Source organism: Herbaspirillum chlorophenolicum (genome assembly GCF_001189955.1).
GTDB classification, from domain to species: Bacteria; Pseudomonadota; Gammaproteobacteria; order Burkholderiales; family Burkholderiaceae_D; genus Herbaspirillum; species Herbaspirillum chlorophenolicum.
Genome location: NZ_LFLT01000032.1, coordinates 30,456 through 48,887, shown reverse-complemented (window position 1 = coordinate 48,887; position 18,432 = coordinate 30,456). Strand labels below are relative to the sequence as shown.

The 18,432-nt window shown below is 62.4% G+C and carries 18 protein-coding genes and 1 pseudogene; 6 read left to right on the top strand and 13 right to left on the bottom strand.

Annotated elements, in window-relative coordinates; genetic code table 11:
- Positions 1 to 115: 115 nt before the first annotated feature.
- The gene (locus AKL28_RS17645; protein ID WP_050469468.1) at positions 116 to 658 is read right to left on the bottom strand and encodes a YaeQ family protein; all 543 of its coding nucleotides are present in this window, start codon (positions 656 to 658) and stop codon (positions 116 to 118) included.
- A 137-nt stretch (positions 659 to 795) separates the two neighbouring features.
- On the opposite strand from AKL28_RS17645, the gene AKL28_RS17640 reads away from it, so the two are divergent.
- The 4 genes from AKL28_RS17640 to AKL28_RS17625 all read left to right on the top strand — a co-directional run bounded on the left by AKL28_RS17640 (position 796) and on the right by AKL28_RS17625 (position 2,807).
- Positions 796 to 1,374 (top strand): DUF1415 domain-containing protein, encoded by a 579-nt coding sequence (locus tag AKL28_RS17640; protein ID WP_050469467.1) that lies wholly within the window; start codon positions 796 to 798, stop codon positions 1,372 to 1,374.
- A gap of 338 nt (positions 1,375 to 1,712) precedes the next feature.
- On the top strand, positions 1,713 to 2,054 hold the full coding sequence (locus AKL28_RS17635) for a hypothetical protein (protein ID WP_050469464.1): 342 nt from the start codon (positions 1,713 to 1,715) through the stop codon (positions 2,052 to 2,054).
- Positions 2,055 to 2,212: 158 nt separating this feature from the next.
- Positions 2,213 to 2,476 carry a type II toxin-antitoxin system HicA family toxin gene (locus AKL28_RS17630; protein ID WP_050469463.1) on the top strand — a complete coding sequence of 88 codons (264 nt, stop codon included), beginning with the start codon at positions 2,213 to 2,215 and terminating at the stop codon, positions 2,474 to 2,476.
- A gap of 13 nt (positions 2,477 to 2,489) precedes the next feature.
- Positions 2,490 to 2,807 carry a type II toxin-antitoxin system HicB family antitoxin gene (locus AKL28_RS17625; RefSeq protein WP_231602476.1) on the top strand — a complete coding sequence of 106 codons (318 nt, stop codon included), beginning with the start codon at positions 2,490 to 2,492 and terminating at the stop codon, positions 2,805 to 2,807.
- Between the two features lie 10 nt (positions 2,808 to 2,817).
- On the opposite strand, the gene cysM is transcribed toward AKL28_RS17625, so the two are convergent.
- A complete protein-coding gene (gene cysM, locus AKL28_RS17620) occupies positions 2,818 to 3,720 on the bottom strand; it encodes a cysteine synthase CysM (protein ID WP_050469461.1) in 903 nt (300 codons plus the stop codon).
- Positions 3,721 to 3,963: 243 nt separating this feature from the next.
- On the opposite strand from cysM, the gene AKL28_RS17615 reads away from it, so the two are divergent.
- On the top strand, positions 3,964 to 5,616 hold the full coding sequence (locus AKL28_RS17615; RefSeq protein WP_050469460.1) for an isovaleryl-CoA dehydrogenase: 1,653 nt from the start codon (positions 3,964 to 3,966) through the stop codon (positions 5,614 to 5,616).
- A 10-nt stretch (positions 5,617 to 5,626) separates the two neighbouring features.
- On the opposite strand, the gene AKL28_RS17610 is transcribed toward AKL28_RS17615, so the two are convergent.
- Genes AKL28_RS17610 through AKL28_RS17595 form a run of 4 tightly spaced genes read right to left on the bottom strand, consistent with a single transcriptional unit; the run spans position 5,627 to position 9,887 of the window.
- On the bottom strand, positions 5,627 to 6,961 hold the full coding sequence (locus AKL28_RS17610) for a four-carbon acid sugar kinase family protein (RefSeq protein ID WP_050469459.1): 1,335 nt from the start codon (positions 6,959 to 6,961) through the stop codon (positions 5,627 to 5,629).
- Between the two features lie 12 nt (positions 6,962 to 6,973).
- Entirely contained in the window at positions 6,974 to 8,269 is a 1,296-nt protein-coding gene (locus tag AKL28_RS17605) for a ribulose-bisphosphate carboxylase large subunit family protein (protein WP_050469458.1), read from the bottom strand.
- A gap of 2 nt (positions 8,270 to 8,271) precedes the next feature.
- A complete protein-coding gene (locus AKL28_RS17600; protein WP_050469457.1) occupies positions 8,272 to 8,811 on the bottom strand; it encodes a VOC family protein in 540 nt (179 codons plus the stop codon).
- Between the two features lie 35 nt (positions 8,812 to 8,846).
- Complete coding sequence (locus AKL28_RS17595) at positions 8,847 to 9,887, bottom strand: TRAP transporter substrate-binding protein (protein WP_050469456.1); 1,041 nt, start codon at positions 9,885 to 9,887, stop codon at positions 8,847 to 8,849.
- Positions 9,888 to 10,098: 211 nt separating this feature from the next.
- Here AKL28_RS17595 and AKL28_RS17590 point away from each other — a divergent pair, with 211 nt between their 5' ends.
- Positions 10,099 to 11,184, top strand: coding sequence for a LacI family DNA-binding transcriptional regulator (locus AKL28_RS17590; protein WP_050469455.1), 1,086 nt, complete (start codon positions 10,099 to 10,101; stop codon positions 11,182 to 11,184).
- 11 nt (positions 11,185 to 11,195) lie between these two features.
- Here AKL28_RS17590 and AKL28_RS17585 read toward each other — a convergent pair whose 3' ends face one another.
- The 7 genes and pseudogenes from AKL28_RS17585 to AKL28_RS17555 all read right to left on the bottom strand — a co-directional run bounded on the left by AKL28_RS17585 (position 11,196) and on the right by AKL28_RS17555 (position 18,317).
- On the bottom strand, positions 11,196 to 13,022 hold the full coding sequence (locus AKL28_RS17585; protein WP_050469454.1) for a hypothetical protein: 1,827 nt from the start codon (positions 13,020 to 13,022) through the stop codon (positions 11,196 to 11,198).
- 181 nt (positions 13,023 to 13,203) lie between these two features.
- The gene (locus AKL28_RS17580) at positions 13,204 to 13,938 is read right to left on the bottom strand and encodes an amino acid ABC transporter ATP-binding protein (protein WP_050469453.1); all 735 of its coding nucleotides are present in this window, start codon (positions 13,936 to 13,938) and stop codon (positions 13,204 to 13,206) included.
- Positions 13,935 to 14,618, bottom strand: a complete 684-nt coding sequence (gltK, locus tag AKL28_RS17575; RefSeq protein ID WP_050469452.1) for a glutamate/aspartate ABC transporter permease GltK — start codon at positions 14,616 to 14,618, stop codon at positions 13,935 to 13,937. The genes AKL28_RS17580 and gltK overlap by 4 nt, the downstream gene beginning before the upstream one ends.
- An 18-nt stretch (positions 14,619 to 14,636) precedes the next feature.
- A pseudogene (locus AKL28_RS17570) lies at positions 14,637 to 15,366 on the bottom strand (amino acid ABC transporter permease).
- Positions 15,367 to 15,402: 36 nt separating this feature from the next.
- A complete protein-coding gene (locus tag AKL28_RS17565; RefSeq protein ID WP_050469451.1) occupies positions 15,403 to 15,975 on the bottom strand; it encodes a carboxymuconolactone decarboxylase family protein in 573 nt (190 codons plus the stop codon).
- Positions 15,976 to 16,014: 39 nt separating this feature from the next.
- Positions 16,015 to 16,935 carry a transporter substrate-binding domain-containing protein gene (locus AKL28_RS17560; protein ID WP_050469450.1) on the bottom strand — a complete coding sequence of 307 codons (921 nt, stop codon included), beginning with the start codon at positions 16,933 to 16,935 and terminating at the stop codon, positions 16,015 to 16,017.
- Between the two features lie 53 nt (positions 16,936 to 16,988).
- A complete protein-coding gene (locus tag AKL28_RS17555; RefSeq protein ID WP_050469449.1) occupies positions 16,989 to 18,317 on the bottom strand; it encodes an aspartate aminotransferase family protein in 1,329 nt (442 codons plus the stop codon).
- Positions 18,318 to 18,432 lie beyond the last annotated feature (115 nt).

Genomic DNA, 18,432 nt, shown 5'->3' with positions numbered 1-18,432 from the left:
GGGCGGATGCGCTGGAGGCGTGAAGCGCCGGAGGTTGGCGCGCCTGCATCGGCCGTTGTACGACGCTGAGTCCTGACTTGCGTCAGGACGACAGTGTGACGAGGGAATGTTCGCCTCAGGCAAAATCCTTGATCGTCTCCGGTTCGATCAGCACCATGTTCTCATTGGCGCCCAGCCACACCTGGCCGTCCTGGATCGTGCATTGCAATTGCATCGAACGCTGCGCCAGCGCCGCCAGCGCCTGGCTGGCTTCAGCCGGGATATTCACCACCTTGAGGTTCTTGGCGCGCTCGACGCGGCTGCCGGTCTGGTTCCACCAGATGCTGGAAACGCTGCTGTAGCTGTATACCAGTACGCGTCCGGAACGGCCGCAAGCCTTGAGGATGGCGCGGTCGTCGGGCTGGCCGACTTCAATCCACAGTTCGATGGCGCCGGTCAGGTCCTTCTGCCACAGGTCGGGCTCGTCGGTATCGGACAGGCCCTTGCCAAAGGCCAGCGCTTCGCTGGCGTTGAGGGCGAAGGCCAGCACCCGGATCATCATGCGTTCATCGGTTTCGGACGGATGGCGCGCAATGGTCAGCGTATGGTTTTCGTAATAGTGCCGATCCATGTCGGAAATCTGCAGGTCGGCTTTGAAGATGGTGGATTTGAGCGCCATGAGGGAAATCTTGATGTATACGGATACGGATGGTGCAGCGGCCGCAATCGCCGCCGCCGAAGGTTGGCAAGCATAGCCCATCCGCGCCGCGAATGGGCGGCGACTTTCGCGCCACGGCGGCCATGCGACAATATCGTATGGACACCCCACCTTCCCCGCGCAGCGACGAAGACGTCGTCGCCCTCACCCAGGCCTGGCTGGAACAGGCCGTGATCGGCCTGAACCTGTGCCCGTTCGCCAAGGCCGTGCATGTCAAGCAACAGATCCGCTACAAGGTCAGCCACGCCACCGAATGGGATGCCTTATCCCTGGAGTTGGAGCAGGAACTTGAGTTGCTGGCCCAGGCCGATCCCGAACAGGTCGATACCACGCTGCTGATCATCCCACTCGCATTAACCGATTTTCTGGAGTACAACGACTTCCTGGATTGGGCCGACCGCATCCTGGAGCGCCTGGAGCTTGATGGAGAACTGCAGATCGCCAGTTTCCACCCGGCATACCAGTTTGCCGATGCACAGCCGGACGATATCGAGAACTACAGCAACCGCTCGCCTTTTCCCATCCTGCATCTGTTGCGAGAAAGCAGCATCGACCGCGCAGTCGCCGCTTACCCCGATGCCAGTGCAATTTTCGAGAAAAACATGACTACCTTGCACAAACTGGGCCTATCTGGCTGGAATGCGCTGCCGTTTGTCGTGTCAGATAAACAACACTAACAAATCCCGAAAAAATCCTGTTAATATCTGTTACAAATTCGAAATGAGTTTCTGCAACTATTGTGGAATAGTATTTTCTGACCTCATGAAATTTGTGCAATTATTTCTATATAGACATAGAATTAGTTCTATGACTGATAGGGATTAAATGCACCGGTCAGAGAACTCAATGCCCAGTATTGAAGTCGTTCTTTGATAAGACTAGTCTTTTATCTTGCAGAAAAAAGGTCCAAAGCCTTGGCCTCAGATAGAGTTAGTCGCGTTTTGCAGTTTTACCAACAATTAATGCTTAGGCGGTCAAGCCTTCACAAACATCTGCATAATGGAACGTCCCGATCATGACTACAACTACCGATACTGCTGAAACCAATTCTGTTTCCGACAACGTCAACTACGACCCGAACCATCTGCTGGATGCGTTGATCGAAAAGCTGCACCTCAAGAACGATGCTGCGTTGTCGCGCGCTCTGGAAGTGGCGCCGCCGGTCATCAGCAAGATCCGTCACCGCCGTCTGCCGGTGGGCGCTTCGCTGCTGATCCGCATGCACGAAGTCAGTGAACTGTCGATCCGCGAACTGCGTGAACTGATGGGCGACCGCCGCGAGAAATTCCGCATCAGCGACAAGCAATTCAAACCGAAGCCGGGTGCCTCTGCCCCGGTTTCCGGCGGCGCTGAATAAAACGCGCAGCTCTTAATCAAAATGCCGTTCAGTGTAGAACTGAACGGCATTTTTGTTTATACGAAGAAATTCTGGATCCATTCTCGCAATGCGGATCACATTGGTGAACGAGTGAGCTCGCCAGGCAATTGATATCAAATTTTGATACCATATTGCACATGAAAAGCGCGCATCAAAAAACACTAACCGCCATCTTCGCCAATCCGGTTCCGTCATCGATGGAGTGGCGCAAGATCGAAACGCTGTTCATGGCGCTGGGAGCCGACACCATCGAAGGCGATGGCTCCCGTGTACGTTTCATTCTCAATGGCGAAATCGGCACGTTTCACCGGCCACATCCGCACAAAGAAGCGAAGCCGTATCAGGTGCGCGATGCAAGGACTTTTCTGCAGAATGCCGGCATTGACCCGGGAAAGGAATAAGGGAATGGGAACAATGACTTACAAGGGCTATGCAGCCCGTATCGAATACAGCGATGAAGACGAAAGCTTCATCGGCCACATCGCCAGCATCCGTGACGTGGTTGGCTTTCACGGCGACTCCGTGGCCGAACTCAAGGCCGCGTTCGAAGAGGCGGTAGACGACTATCTTGCCGCCTGCAAGAAAGTCGGCAAAGCGCCGCAAAAGCCCTACTCTGGCAAATTCATGCTGCGGGTAGCCCCCGAAGTGCATGCGCATGCGGCGACGATGGCCGAAGCCCGCGGCCTCAGTCTGAACGCCTGGGCCGCAGAGGCTTTAGTGCATTATCGCTGATGTTTCTCCATCAAGCCGGGAACACGCCAGTCGACAGGTAGCGGTCGCCGCGGTCGCACACCACGAACACGATGGTGGCGTTCTCCACCTGGTGCGACAAGCGCACCGCCACCTCGCAAGCGCCGGCTGCCGATATTCCGCAGAACAGCCCTTCTGTCACCGCCAGCTTGCGCGCCATGTTCTCGGCGTCGGCCTGGCTGACCGATTCGGTCTGGTCCACGCGCGACTTGTCGAAGATCTTGGGGAGATAAGCTTCCGGCCATTTTCGGATACCGGGAATGGAAGAGCCTTCCGCCGGCTGCGCGCCAATGACTTGCACGCCGGAATTCTGCTCCTTCAGGTATTGCGACACCCCCATGATGGTGCCCGTCGTGCCCATGGCGCTGACGAAATGGGTGATCTTGCCCTGGGTATCGCGCCAGATTTCAGGACCGGTAGTTTCATAATGCGCCAACGGATTGTCCGGGTTGGCAAACTGGTCGAGGATCAGGCCCTGGCCCTCCTTCTCCATTTGCTCCGCCAGGTCGCGCGCGTATTCCATCCCGCCGCTCTTGGGCGTGAGCACGATCTTCGCGCCGTAGGCGGCCATGCTCTGGCGGCGTTCTTCGGAAAGGTTTTCCGGCATCAGCAGCACCATCTTGTAGCCGCGCATGGCAGCCACCATCGCCAGCGCGATGCCGGTGTTGCCGCTGGTGGCTTCGATCAGGGTGTCGCCCGGCTTGATCTGGCCGCGCGCCTCGGCGCGGGTGATCATCGAATAGGCGGCGCGATCCTTGACCGAACCGGCCGGGTTGTTGCCTTCCAGCTTGCCGAGGATGATGTTGTTGCGGCGCTTGGCTTCCTCGCCGCCGATACGCGGCAGCTGGATCAGCGGCGTATTGCCGATGGTGGACTCGATGGTCGGATAAGACATCTGCTTGGCTTTCCTTACGCGATCCCGGTGGGATCGGCCTTGGGTCGAAAGACTCATTTTAATATGACTCTTTATCATGTGCCGGCAAGCGAACCCAACAAGATGCTTATATAGATATAGCCAATTCATTTAAGCCCACGGGCCGCCTCCCACATGGCCTACACTGCGCAAAGGGATGCCCCGCAAACAAAAACGGCAAAAGGGACCCTCGGCCAACGACAAGAGATGAGGCACGGAGACAGCATGCACACCCACGAAATCGTCAACCAGGTCCCCGACCTGACGGATTACAACCTCTACACCACCGACGCTGCCTTAAGCGAAGGCGTCAGGCGCGAGGGTGCAGGCTGGCACGCCTTCGCCCTCACCAGCCACGGCGCCGAACTGGGCAGTGCCGAAGTGCTGGAACTGGCTGCACTGGCCAACCGCCACACGCCGGAACTGCAGACCCACGACCGCATCGGCCGCCGCATCGACGTGGTGAACTTCCATCCTTCCTGGCATGCGCTGCTGGAACTGCTGCGCCGTGCCGGCTTGCATGCCCTGCCCTGGATCCAGCCCGGCGATGGCGCCCATGTGGCGCGCGCCGCCGGCTACTTCATGCATGCGCAGGTGGAGGCCGGATCGCTCTGCCCCACCACCATGACCTTCGCCGCCATTCCGGTGCTGCAGCAGGAACCCGTGCTGTTCGAACAATTGCGCGCGCAGCTCCTGGCGCGCGAGCATGACGGACGCGACCTGCCCATCCGGCAAAAGCGCTCGATCCTGATCGGCATGGGCATGACCGAAAAACAGGGCGGCTCCGATGTGCGCAGCAATGCCTCGACCGCCATGCCGATGGACATGCAGGCACAAGGACGCGGCGCGTCTTACCTGCTGTCCGGCCACAAGTGGTTCTTCTCGGCGCCCATGTGCGATGCCCACATGATGCTGGCGCGCACCGAGAACGGCCTGTCCTGCTTCTTCGTGCCGCGCTGGCTGCCTGACGGCGGCAAGAACCCGATCCTGATCCAGCGCCTGAAAGACAAGCTGGGCAATCGCTCCAACTCCAGCAGCGAAGTCGAGTTCAACGAGGCGCTGGGCATCATGGTCGGCGACGAAGGACGCGGCATCCCCACCATCATCGAGATGGCCAATCACACGCGCCTGGATTGCGTCATCGGCAGCGCCGCGCTGATGCGCCAGGCGCTAGTGCAAGCCCTGCACCACGCGCGCCACCGCCGCGCCTTCGACCGCCACCTGGCGGAACAGCCGCTGATGCGCAACGTACTGGCCGACCTGGCGCTGGAAAGCGAAGCGGCCACACTGCTGATGCTCAAGCTGGCGCACGCCTTCGACGCGCCGGACGATCCGCTGGCGCGCGCCTGGAAACGCATCGTCACGCCCGCCGCCAAATTCTGGATCTGCAAGCGCGCACTCGAATTCACCGGCGAATGCATGGAGGTCTGGGGCGGCAACGGCTACGTCGAAACCGGCCCGATGGCACGCCTGTACCGAGAAGCGCCGGTCAACTCGATCTGGGAAGGATCGGGCAACGTGATGTGCCTGGACGTGCTGCGCGCCGTTGCGCGCGAAGCCCTGGGGTTTTCCCTGCTGATGGACAGCCTGGAACAAGCCGCCATCGGACATGCGCTGCTGCAAGAACGCGTGCATGCGTTAAAGGCGATGCTCTCGGCCCCGCCGGCACAACGGGAAGCCCTGGCGCGCCGCTTCGTGCAACAACTGGTGCTGGCGCTGCAAGGCATGCTGATGCTCCAGCACGCGCCCGCAGCCAGCGCCGACGCGTTCCTTGCCGGACGCGGCGAGGCCGATGGCGGCCGGGTGTACGGCACCCTGGGCGCATCGACGGTGGCAGCGCAGGAAGGCATCTTGCTGCGGGCATGGCCGCTGCCATAGCAAGCAGCGTTCAGCCGCTTCCCTTGGCCAGCAATTCGAACAAATCCGCCGTTCCCATCTGCCCGCCTTTCAGCATCAGCTCGATGCCGTCGAGATGGGCGGCATCGGCATGCGCGCGGCACAGCGCCACGCCCGCAGACAAATTGCCCAGATACGACAGCCCCCAGATATCGAGCGCCTTCAAGGCATAGCTGGACGTATCCCCGCCCGCCACCCCCACCCGCCCCAGCGGAGCAGCCAGCAACAGGCGGCGCAGCAATTCGCCGCAAGCCTGCGCCAGGCGCTGCGATGCCCCGGCATCGGCCAGCAGTTGCCGGTCGCCCTGATGTGCGGCGGTGCAGGCCAGCAGGTTGCGGCCTTCACGCAAACTGCCGGCGATACGCGCGACGGTCGTCTCCAGGTAGTGCGTGTCGCCTTCGAACAAACGCTGCGAATCGAGCAGCAGCTTGTCGTAGGAATGCGCCGCGCCGACCTGCAGCGCAGTCACCGGCGAGAGGCTGCCGGCCAGCACAAAGACCGGACCGGCTGCCGCTCCGATCCGCGCAGCATCGACCGGCGTCGCCGGCGGCAGCCATCCCTGGCTGCGCCACCATGCGGCGAGGCTTTGCACCACGCTGCTGGCGCCGATGGCCAGCAATTCCTGCTGCAAGGCGCGGCGCCAGATCACACTGCCGATCACGGCCAGGTCGCTCTCGCCCGCGACGTCGAACAGCAAGGCGTCGGCGCCGCCTGCAAGCGCGGCATCGACATGCACATCGAGCTTGTCTCCCTCGGCGTAGAGCGGATAGTGCAGCCCTGCCACATCCAACGCCTGCAACCCGAGATGGCTGCGCATGTCCGCCTCATGCATCGGCGTAACCGGATGGCGGCACATGGTTGGATGGCGGTCGATGCGCACCACCTCGCCACCGGCCTTCTCCGCGGCGTAGAGCTGGCTGAACAGGCAGAACCGCCTCAGGTTCGGCTGGCCGCCGACGACCGGTACAAAACGATTGGGAATACGCTGGCGCCAGATGCGCAAGGCGGCGCCGATGCTGCCGATGTGCGGCGCACTGTCGAAGGTGGAGCAGATCTTGTAATGCGTCACCGGCACGCGCAGTCCGCTGAAGAACGCGGCCACCGGTTCCAGTTCGGCGCGCATCTGCCTGGGGTCCATGGAACGCGCAGCGCCGGCGATACCCAGGCAGTCCAGTTCCCCCGCCGCACGCAACTGTGCGGCGCCCGGCACGCGCAAGAACAGCAGGCTGCGCAAGCCGGCCAGCGATGCCGTGGCCAGCGTGTCGGTGGCGCCGGTGAAATCGTCGCCGTAGAACGCGATCTTGGGCCGGCCGTCGAGGAAACGCATATTCACATCACGTCACTTCAGTTTCGCGCCGTAGAAGGCAATGGCGCGCCGCAGCTCCGGCGCATCCTTGGCGTACTCATCCAAGGCGATGCCGGCGCGCGCTGCCGCCCATGCCTGGCGCAGGCTGGCCACGCCGGCGGCGGCGCCGTCCGGATGCGCAAGGATGCCGCCGCCGGAAAGGAAGATCACATCGCTGCTGCCGATGGCATCGAAGGTGGGCCGCACGGTACCGGCCCATTGCCCGTTGGAGAACACCGGCATGACGGCATCGTCGCCGGCCATCGGCGCCAGGCAGGCGCGGGCCGATTCGATCACTTCATCATTGAACTCGGAGAACTTGCCGTTCAAGCCATGCACGTGCAGATGGTCGACGCCGGCCAGTCGCCACATCGCCTGATAGGCAGCAAACGACATGCCCAGCAGCGGCTCGCGCGACATCATGCCGAAGCCGTTGCGGTGCCCATGCAGCGCCAGCGGCGTACTGCGGCGCAGGCTTTGCACGGCGGAGAAGCCGCACCAGTTCAGGCCCACCATCACGCAGCTTCCGCCCTCGCGTTCGACCAGCTCGGCGTGGCGGCGCATGGCGTCCAGCTCGTCGGTGATGTTGAAGGCGACCATCACGCGGCGGCCGCTCTTGTCCTGGTAATCGCGCACACGGCGCATGACCGCACGCACCCGTTGCTCCAGCGGAGCATGGCTGGGGTTGGCACACACCTCATCATCCTTGATGAAATCGACGCCGGCTTCGCACAAGCGGCCTACCAGGGCAGCCGTTTCATCCACAGAGAGGCCGACGTTGGGCTTGATGATCGTGCCCAGCAGCGGCGCATCGGCGATGCCGGTCAGCCGGCGCGTGCCGGCGACACCATGCTTCGGCATGTCGAACTGGCGGCGGTAAGCGGCAGGCAATGCCACATCCAGCAAACGCAGGCCCGTCACCTCGCCCAGATCGAAAAGATTGCCGGCGACGGTGGCGGCCAAGGTCGGCAGGTTGGGGCCGACGTTTTCCACCGGGAAGGCAATGCGCACGCGCGCACGGTGATAAGGGCCGGCGATCTTCTGGCGCTGCTGCCACGCATTGGGCAGGCTGGGTTCGCCAACCGATTCCAGCACATCGATCCCCGTCACCACGGCGCGCGCACGTTCGCGCAACTGGTCGGTCTCGCCTTCGACGCGCACGAAGGTGCCGCAGGACTGCTCGCCCGCCATCACCTCCGCCACTTGCGCCGGATCCAGCGGCGTCTCGATCAGGTAGTCGGCGATGAAGCGACTGCCGTCGGCCGGCAGCGCCAGTTTTGCGGGGCCCATCGTCACATCTTGCTCAGGTCGGGGAAGGCGCGCACGGGTTCGCTGCCGTCCCAATGCTCGGCCGCCTCGCGGATGATGCGAAATACCTTGCCCTTGGGGCCGGCCACTTCCGACAGTTCGATCACGGTGCCGGGATGGAATTCGGTCTCGAAGTAGACGAAGCGGCCGCGCTCCCCCACTTCGCCGCTCATGCCGACCTTCCATCCCTTGTCGAGCAGGCTTTGCAGGTCGCGGTCGAAGTCTTCGGTCCAATACGCCAGGTGCTGCAGGCCGGTGCGCCCGCCCTGCATGAAATCGCGGTACATCGAGGGCGTATTGCTGCGCTGCTGGATCAGCTCGACCTGCACGCCGCCGGAGTTGGCCAGCGCCACCGAGTTGTGGATGTCGTAGGCCTGGCCCTTGTAGCGGTAGTTCTTCAGCGGCACGCGCTCCATGTAATAGAACGGCCCGACGCCCAGCGTCCCGGTCCAGTATTTCATCGCGGCCTCGATGTCTTCCACCACGTAGCCAAGCTGTTTGATCTCTCCGAGAAATCGGCTCATGTTTTTCCTTTTCCGTCTGGTTGGTGTTCAGCGCATCAAGCCAGTTTGCCGGTGTATTTTTCCAGCAGGCCCCAGGCCTCTTCGCCGAACTTCTTGTGCCACTCGGCATAGAAACCGGCGCTGCGCAGCTTGGCGCGGAAGGCGTCGTTATCGATGTTGTTGAACTGCAGCCCCTTGGCCTTCATGTCCGCCACCAGCGAATCGTTGAGCGCCTTGACATCGATACGCTGCTTCAGGCCCGCCTCATTGATGTTGCGCGCGACGATTTCCTGCAGCTCCTTGGGCATGCGCTCGAACGACTTCTTGTTGCCCATGAACCAGAAGCCGCTCCAGACATGGTTGGTCATCGAACAGAACTTCTGCACTTCATAGAACTTCACGGTGGAAATCACCGCCAGCGGGTTCTCCTGCCCCTCGACAATCTTGGTCTGCAGCGCCGAATACACCTCGGCAAAGTTGATGCTGGTTGGCGACGCGTCAAAGCCGCGGAACAGCGAGGTCGCCAGCGGGCTGGGCGGCACGCGCAGTTTCATTCCCTTGAAATCTTCCGGCCTGGCGATCGGTCGGGTGCTGGTGGTGACCTGGCGGTAGCCGTTGTCCCAGCACTTCTCGAAAGCGAACAGCGAGGTCTTGGCAGCCAGTTCGCGGCGTACATACGCGCCCAGGTCGCCGTCCATCGCGGCCCATACCTGGCTGTAGTCCCTGAAAGCGAAGCCGACGCCGCTGATCTGCCCGGCCGACACCAGCGTCCCCAGGACTTCGGGCGAAATGGTGAAGAAATCGATGGCGCCGGAACGCACCTGCGACAGCATGTCGGTATCGGTACCGAGCTGGCCGTTGGAGTAGACCTGCAAATCCACCCTGCCCTTCGACTCGGCGGCAATCTTTTCGGCCATCTCCTTGGCGCGCACATTCATCGGATGCGTCATCGGCAGGTTGTTGCCGTACTTCAGCGTGAACTCGGCGGCATGCGCCGACGTAGCGTACAAGCCGGTAGCCATGGCCGCGGAGGCGACCGAAGCGTGCTTCAGAAAATCGCGGCGGCTGGAACGGAAGTTCTCCTCGGGATTGCTCATCGTCGTCTCCTTGGTGTTGTGTACGGCGCATGGCCTTCCGCCGCTTGTTTTGATGATGTTTTTTGATTCGATTTGATTTAGACTTTCCTGCACGCCACTTTCAAAAAATCCTGTTGAATCAAGGCATGGTGAAGAATATCGCCGTCGAATCCAAGCGGTCAAAGCCGTTCTTTGATGGTTTTTGATGTAACCGAAAATTCCCAGGCAAACCATGTCCGACAAAACCCGCAGCACCTCATCGAACGCTACCCGCGCGCGCGTGACCGATATCGCTGCCGCTGCCGGCGTCTCCACCGCTACGGTCGACCGCGTGCTGAACCAGCGCCCCGGCGTGCGTGCGGCGACCATGCAAAAGGTCATGAAGGCCGCCGCCGCGCTCGACTACCTGCCCGAGTCCGACCTCTACAAGGTCATGCGGCCGCGTCCCATGCAACTGGTGTTCCTGCTGCCGCCCCGCAGCAACCGCTACATGCAGATGCTGGGCGACTACATCGGCTTCGCCGAAGACCATCTCGCGCCCTTCAACGTACGCTGCAAATGCCATCACATCGAAGGTTTCAACCCGCGCGTGCTGGCACAACGCCTGCTGCATTACGGACGGCAAGCCGATGGCGTGGCCTTCATGGCACTGGAACATCCGCTGGTGCGCGAAGCCGTCAACACGCTTGCCGGAGAAGGCGTACCTATCGTGACGCTGATTTCCGACCTCTCCAATTCGCGCCGCGCCGCCTATGTCGGCATGGACAACCGCGCGGCCGGCCGCACCGCCGGCTACCTGCTGGCGCGGTTCCTGAACCGGGACGTCACCCACCCGGGCAGCGGGCGCAAACCCGGCAAGATCGCCATGATTGCCGGCAGCCTCAGCTATCGCGGCCACGAGGAAAGGGAGATGGGATTCCAGCACGTGCTGGAAGAGATGTGCCCGCAAGTGCAGGTAGTCGGCCTGCGCGAAGGCCATGACGACGCCGACACCAACTACAAGCAGGCGCGTATCCTGCTGGAGCAGTATCCGGACCTGGCCGGCATGTATAACATCGGCGGCGCCTCCGATGGCGTAGGACGCGCATTGAAGGAATGCGGGCGCGACCAGAAGGTAGTGTTCATCGGCCACGGCCTCACACCCGACACCCGCGGCCTGCTGATCGACGGCACCATGGATGCGGTACTGACGCAGCATCCGCAAAACATGGTGATGAATTGCGTGCGCATCTTCACCAACCTGCGTGAGCGGCGCGATGCGCTGGCCGGCGTTGAGGCAGTGCGTATCAGCGTGATTCTGCGCGAGAACCTGCCATAAGAACCTGAAACTCAGGGAAACAACGGCGGCATCGAAGGACTGCGCTCACCCCATGCCACAAACAGTTTGCGGCGGCGCGGACGTATGCGGTGCTTGCGCAGGCGGGAATAAACCAGTTCGGAGAGTATGCGCTGCTCGACATCGCTCATCTTGAGCGAGAAGCGATACATCCTCAGCAGCATCAGTGCATTGTTCAAGAACGCCAGATCGGCCGCCTCGCTGCGCGCAAGGGAAACCAATTGCGCAGCCAATGCCAGCACGCGTGCGCCGATCGCATTATCGGACGACGGCGCGGCGGCCTTCAGTTCCGGCGATTCCTGCATATCCTGCAGGCTGATCCGATACAGCGCGTAGCGGTAGTCCGCTTCGAGCGACGCTTCGTCGCCGGCCCGTTCCCCGATGCTCACGCCGGCCAGGCCGGCAAGCAATTTTTCCAGCGCGGAGAACCCGACCGCGTGGCCGCTATCTTCCCCGGAACGCCATCCGCCGCCGCGCGGACTGAGCAGCCAGGCGATGAAGGAATGATCCAGCTTCGTCTCCCGCGCAGCCTGGCTGGCCAGAATGCGCTGGGCCAGCACCATGTCATCGCCGCTCATGCGGTAGTACTGCGGGCTACCGGCGCCGTTGGCAGGCGCTCCCGTATTCGTTTGCCCATCGCCACCATTGGCGCGGGAAAAACGATAGGTGGCCAAGTCGTCGGCCAGCGCGTCCACTTCTTCCAAGGCCAGCCCATTGGCCGCGGCGTAAGCATAGGCATCCGCCAGATAACGCCGGTCGCCGAAGGAGAGAAATTCGCGGTTCTGCATCGACAAGCCGGTGGTCCGCGCGACCGTCGGTTCGTCCTCGCGCCGGACCACGCCGAACACCCGCTGCAACAGCATCCGATAGGCATCGTCCTGCACTGCGCGCACGATGCTCGATACCGGCAGGATGTCCACCAGCTTGGGGGCTGCGGCGATCAGCGCCATGGCCGACGGCGTGACGCGCGGCAGCACCAGTCCACGGACGACTCCACCGGCCAGCGCCAGCGGGCCGGACGGCAGCACCAGCGATTCCAGCATGCGCACCAGGTCGGCTTGCTGCTGCGGCGGCAACGGCGCCCCGGGCCTGAGGCTGTCCAGCGCCAGGTATTGCTGCATCAGTTGTACGTAATTGGGCGGATACGCGGTGCGCTCCAGCAGCGACAGGCTGGCGTAGAACGCCAACCCGGCCTCGAGCACCGGACGCCAGTCGCCGGTCGTCATGGCGCGCTGGAATACCGGCGCCCAGAAGCGGTTGTCGAGTTCGGTACGCTGGTTGGCCGCGGCATAGCGCTCGTTGACGGTATAGGCGCCGCTTTCGTCGTAGATGATGGCGGAGAGTTCGGCACGGCTGCGGCCGGCGAAGGGATTGGCGGCGCGGCCATACAGCGACTCGGTCGCTTGTTCGGCTTGCTTGAGGCGAACCGGATCAGAAGAGTCCGGACGTTCGCGGTCGGCCTGCGCAATGGCATCGGCGCCGCGGCGTGCGGCCACCAGGCGCGCCTCGATCGCATAGAGCGTGGCGCGCGTGATGGGGAGCGGGTCGGAGGATGATGCGGCTTGCGCGTCCTGTGCCGGCTGTGCTGCCGGCGCCACGTCGGCGCGCGCGGCTGCCGCTGCGGCATCTAGCACACTGGCAAAAGCTGCCAGCAGGCGGCCCTGGGCCGACAGCGTCAGCGTGACGCCATCTTCCGGCGCCGCTTGCTCCGCGCTTGCGCCATTGCCGGGGCTGCCTCCACCGTTGTTCAGCGATGCTTGCGATGTAAAACGCGGCAACGCCTCTTGCGCCGCTACTGCTATATCCGTTTCGATAGCCATGTCATTTCCCTGATCGGGATTCTCATGACTTGATTACGGACGATGGCAAGCAATCTTTACAGTTGAAGAGATCGTGTGGAAAAAATATTAATGATTTTTCCAAAGGATGTTTCCCGCATGCATGTTCGATCCGTTACGTATCGGCACCAGACGTATCGGAACGCTGCGTTCAACGCGTGAATCAGTGCGAAAGAATCTTGGAAAGGAATTGCCGGCTGCGTTCCGAATGCCCGCTGCCGCCGCCGAAGAAATCTTCCTTGCTGCGGTCTTCCACGATGCTGCCCTGGTCCATGAAGATCACTCGGTTGGCGACCTTGCGGGCAAAACCCATCTCGTGCGTGACGCAAACCATGGTCATCCCTTCCTGCGCCAGCTCCACCATCACATCCAGCACCTCGTTGACCATCTCCGGGTCGAGCGCCGAAGTCGGTTCGTCGAACAGCATGCAGATGGGGTCCATGGCCAATGCCCGGGCAATCGCCACGCGCTGCTGCTGGCCGCCGGAAAGCTGGCCGGGGTGCTTCGCGGCATGCGCCTTGAGACCGACCCGCTCCAGGTATTTCATGCCGTGCTGGTGCGCCTGCTCCTTGCTGCGCCCCAGCACCCGGACCTGGGCCAGCGCCAGGTTCTCGGCAATGGTCAGGTGCGGGAACAGCTCGAAATGCTGGAACACCATGCCCACCCGCGAACGCAGCCTGGGCAGGTTGGTGCCGCGGTCGTTGACCTTGATGCCGTCGACGGTGATGCTGCCTTCCTGGATCGGCTCCAGCGCATTGATGGTCTTGATCAGCGTGGACTTGCCCGAGCCCGACGGGCCGCAGACCACCACCACTTCACCTTTTGCGATCGAGGCGCTGCAATTGGACAGCACCTTGAAACTGCCGTAGTACTTGGAGACGTTTTCCAGCAAGATCATGCTGCCACTTTCCTTCTATAGCGCTTCACCATGAGCGACATGGAAAAGCAGATGATGAAATACACCGCACCGGCCACGAACAGCAGCTCGATGATGCGGCCGTTACGCTCGCCAATGCTGTAGGCGCGCCCGAAGAAATCGGCCAGCGCGCTGACGTACACCAGGGAGGTGTCCTGGAACAGCACGATGCCTTGCGTGAGCAGCAGCGGCACCATGTTGCGGAAGGCCTGCGGCAACACCACCAGGCGCATTGCTTGCGGATAAGTGAGGCCCAGCGCATAGGCCGCGCCGAACTGGCCGCGCGCCACGCTGTTGATGCCGGCGCGGATGATCTCGGAATAGTAGGCCGCCTCGAACAGCGAGAACGCCACCAGCGCCGAGGTCATGCGCAGGTCGTTGGCCGGCGACAGGCCGAACAGCTTTTGCAGCAACTGCGGCACGATCAGGAAAAACCACAGCAGCACCATCACCAGCGGAATGGAACGGAACAGGTTGACGTAACCGGCCGCGAACCATTGCAGCGCGCGGTGGCGCGACAAGCGCATCATCGCCAGCAGCGTGCCCCACACCATGCCGAAGGCGATCGCCACCAGCGTGATCTTGAGCGATACCAGCATGCCGTCGCTCAATACCTTGACCGCAGCCGGCGTGATGGCGCTGAAATCGAATTCGTAGGCCATGATTCGGTCTCCTCCGTCTTATTTTCCGCCTGCCATGCCGGGCAGGCTGGATTTGCGTTCAAGCAGACGCATGAGCGCCATGACGCAGATATTGATCAGCATGTAAGCCAGCGTGACGGCAATGAACGCCTCATATGGCTGGGCGGTGTAATCGACCAGCTGGCGTCCTTGTGCGGCCAGCTCCAGCAAGCCGATGGTGGACGCCACCGCCGAGTTCTTGAAGATATTGAGGAACTCCGACGTCAACGGCGGCAGCACGATGCGAAACGACATCGGCAACAGTACGAAGCGGTAGGTCTTGCCCCAGCGTCAGGCCCAACGCTAACCCAGCGCCCTTCTGGCCGCGCGGCAGCGACTCGATGCCGGAGCGCACCTGTTCGCACACGCGGGCAGCGGTGAACATGCCCAGGCACAGCATGGCCATGGTGAATTGCTGCTCCATCGGCGGCATGGACTTGACCGCATCGCCGAACGGCAGCAATTCCGGCATGGCGAAATACCAGATGAAAATCTGCACCAGCAGCGGCACATTGCGGAACAGTTCCACATAGCAGGCAGCCAACCCCGACAACAAGCGGTTGGGCAAGGTGCGCATGATCCCGAGCAAGGTGCCCAGCGCCAGTGCCAGCACCCATGCCGACAGCCCCAGCGCCACCGTCACGCCCAGGCCGGACAGCAGCCAGTCGAGATAGGATTGGCCGGCGTTGGGCTCTTGCAGGAACACCGACCATTGCCATTGGTATGCCATCGATATTTTCCTTACTCTCTCGGTATCGCCCGACGCTCAGCGCGCCGGTTCCGCGAAGGGCAGGTCGCCCTCGCCTTGCCCTTCGGCGCGCATGCCGAAGGTGTTGAGTGTCATGGCCACCAGCGCGTAATACCCCAGCAAGCCGACCAGGTTGACCACCACCGGCAGGCCGAACAGTTCGCAGGCCTCGGCATAGGTAGCGTCGGACACGCGCTTGTCGCGATACAGTTCGCTGGCGAATTGCCACACCACGCGCTCGTCGCGCAACGTGAATTGCGGCGTCTCGCCCCGGCGGATCTGCTCGGCCGCTGCCGGCGCCAGCCCCGCTTCGATGGCAATCGGCAAATGGATATGCCACTCCGCCTGCGACTGCCAGCATGCCGCCGTGGCGAGGATGGCCAGCTCCGACAAGCGCAGCGGCAGGCCGGTGTCGTAGCGGCAGAACGCGCCCAGCCGTTGCGCCAGTTCGCCCAGTGGCGGGCTATGGATCCAGGCCACGAAAGGACCGTTGAGGTTCTTGCGCGGCCCGGCCAGGATGGCATCGAGCATGGCGGCCTGTTCGGGCGACATCTGTTCGCGGGCGATGGCGGGCAAACGCGGCTGGGTCATGGCGGGTCTCCTGGTGTGATTGAGCGCAACAGTCTGCACTCAATCCATCGGCTTGTCGCTGGGCGCGGCATACAGCGCCGACACGGGCTCGGACATCGGGAAATTGAAGCTGACGTTCTTGGGCGGAATCGGGAAGGTGAACCACTTGGCGTAGATCTTCTTGATCTCACCGCTCTTCATCAAGCCGCTCAAGGTATCGTCGACCAGTTGCTTGAACTGCGGGTCGTCGCGACGCACCATGAAGGCATAAGGCTCGGCGCCGAAAGGATTGCCGGTCAGTACCCAATCGCCCGGCTTTTGCGCGGTGGTGCGCGCGCCGGCCAGCAGCACGTCATCCATCACGTAGGCGGCCACGCGGCCGGACTGCAGGATCAGGAACGCTTCGCCGTAGTCCTTGGCGCTCTGGATCTGCATGTTCATCTTGCGGTGCTCGTTGAGGTTGCGCAGCAACTGCTCGGACGTGGTGCCGGCATTGGTCACGACGGCCTTGCCGGCGAGGTCCGGGAAGTCCTTGATGCCGCTGTCGCGCTTGGTCAGGATGCGGCTGCTGGCAACAAAGAAATTGGTCGCGAAGGATACCTGCTGCCAGCGGTTCTTGAGGTTGCTGGTGACGCCGCACTCCAGGTCGATGGTGCCGTTCTGCAGCAGCGGCGTGCGGTTCTGCGACGTCACCGGCACCATGCGCACTTCCAGCTTGGGAGCGCCGAGCTTGGCCTTGACCGCGTCGATCACCTTGTTGCACAGGTCTTGCGAATAGCCGATCACCTGCTGGTTTTCATCGTAATAGGAAAACGGGATCGAGCCGGTGCGATGGCCGATGGAAATCAGGTTGGCATCCTTGACCTTTTGCAAGGTCGGCCCGAGTGCGGCATCGGCGGCATGCGCTTGCAGCGGCAACACGGAAAACAGGACAGACAGCATGGCGACGGCCGGTGCGGCCAATGGTGCTAGACGTTTCATTGTTACCCCTCCTTGGAAAATTCAAACCCGGCATGGCCGGCTCACTTGCGCAATCAGGCTGTAGCCACTGCAGCCGCAACCGCTTCGGCAAGACGTCCGACGATGTCGTCGATGTCTTGCCGGGTGGCGATGAACGGCGGCGCCAGCAGGATATGGTCGCCGCGGCGGCCGTCGATGGTGCCGCCCATCGGGTAGACCAGCAGGCCGCGCTTCATCGCTTCGGCCTTGACGCGCGCATGGGTGCGCAGCGACGGATCGAGCGGCGCCTTGCTGGCGCGGTCGGCCACCAGTTCGACGCCGACGAACAGGCCGCGGCCGCGGATGTCGCCCACATGGGCCTGTTCCGCGAAATTCTCGCGCAGGGCGTCGCGCAGCTGTTCGCCGCGCTGGCGCACGTTGTCCAGCAGTTGGTCTTCACGGATGGCGTTTTGCACGGCGATGGCGGCGGCGCAGGCGGTGGCGTGGCCGATGTAGGTGTGGCCGTGCTGGAAGAAACCGGAGCCCTGCACGATGGCCTCGTAAATACGGTCGCTGCAGATCATCGCGCCGATGGGCTGGTAACCCGCGCCCAGTCCCTTGGCGATGGCAACGATGTCGGGCTGCACGCCGTCTTCCTCGCAAGCAAACAGGTAGCCGGTGCGGCCCATGCCGGACATCACTTCATCCAGGATCAGCAGCACGCCGTACTTGTCGCACACGGCGCGCATCTTGCGGAAGTAATCGGCAACCGGCGGCACTGCACCGGCGGTAGCGCCGACCACGGTTTCGGCGATGAAAGCGGCGACCTTGTCCGCACCCAGCGACAGGATCTTGTGCTCCAGCTCATCGGCCAGGCGCTGGACGTATTGCGCATCGCTCTCGCCATCCTTGCGCTCGCGGTAGGCGTAACAGGGCGAGACATGATGCGCCTCGATCAGCAGCGGCATGAACATCTCGCGGCGCCAGGCGTTGCCGCCGATGGCCAGCGCGCCCAGCGTGTTGCCATGGTAGCTCTGGCGGCGTGCGATGAAATACTGGCGCTGCGACTGGCCCGATTCCACGTGGTACTGGCGCGCCAGCTTGAGCGCGGCTTCCACCGCTTCGGAACCGCCGGAAAGGAAGTAGACGTGGTTCAGCGATCCCGGTGCGGCGGCGGCCAGCATCGCCGCCAACTCTTCTGCCGGCTCGGTGGTGAAGAAAGACGTGTGGGCGTAAGCCAGTTGGCCGACCTGCTTGCGGATCGCCTCGACCACGCGCGGATGGCCGTGCCCCAGGCAAGATACCGCCGCGCCGCCGGAAGCGTCGATGTAGCGCTTGCCCTCGTGGTCGATCAGCACCATGCCTTCGCCGGCGACGGCGACGGGCAGCTTGCCACGGGGATTACGGTGAAAAACATGCGTCATTCCTGATGTCCTTCCATTCATTGGCTGCTGCAACGGCGTGATTCATCGTCTCTCGCCACTGGCAACATTCGTTGCGAATTCAATTTGAAACGCAATATAAATGAACGAACTCATC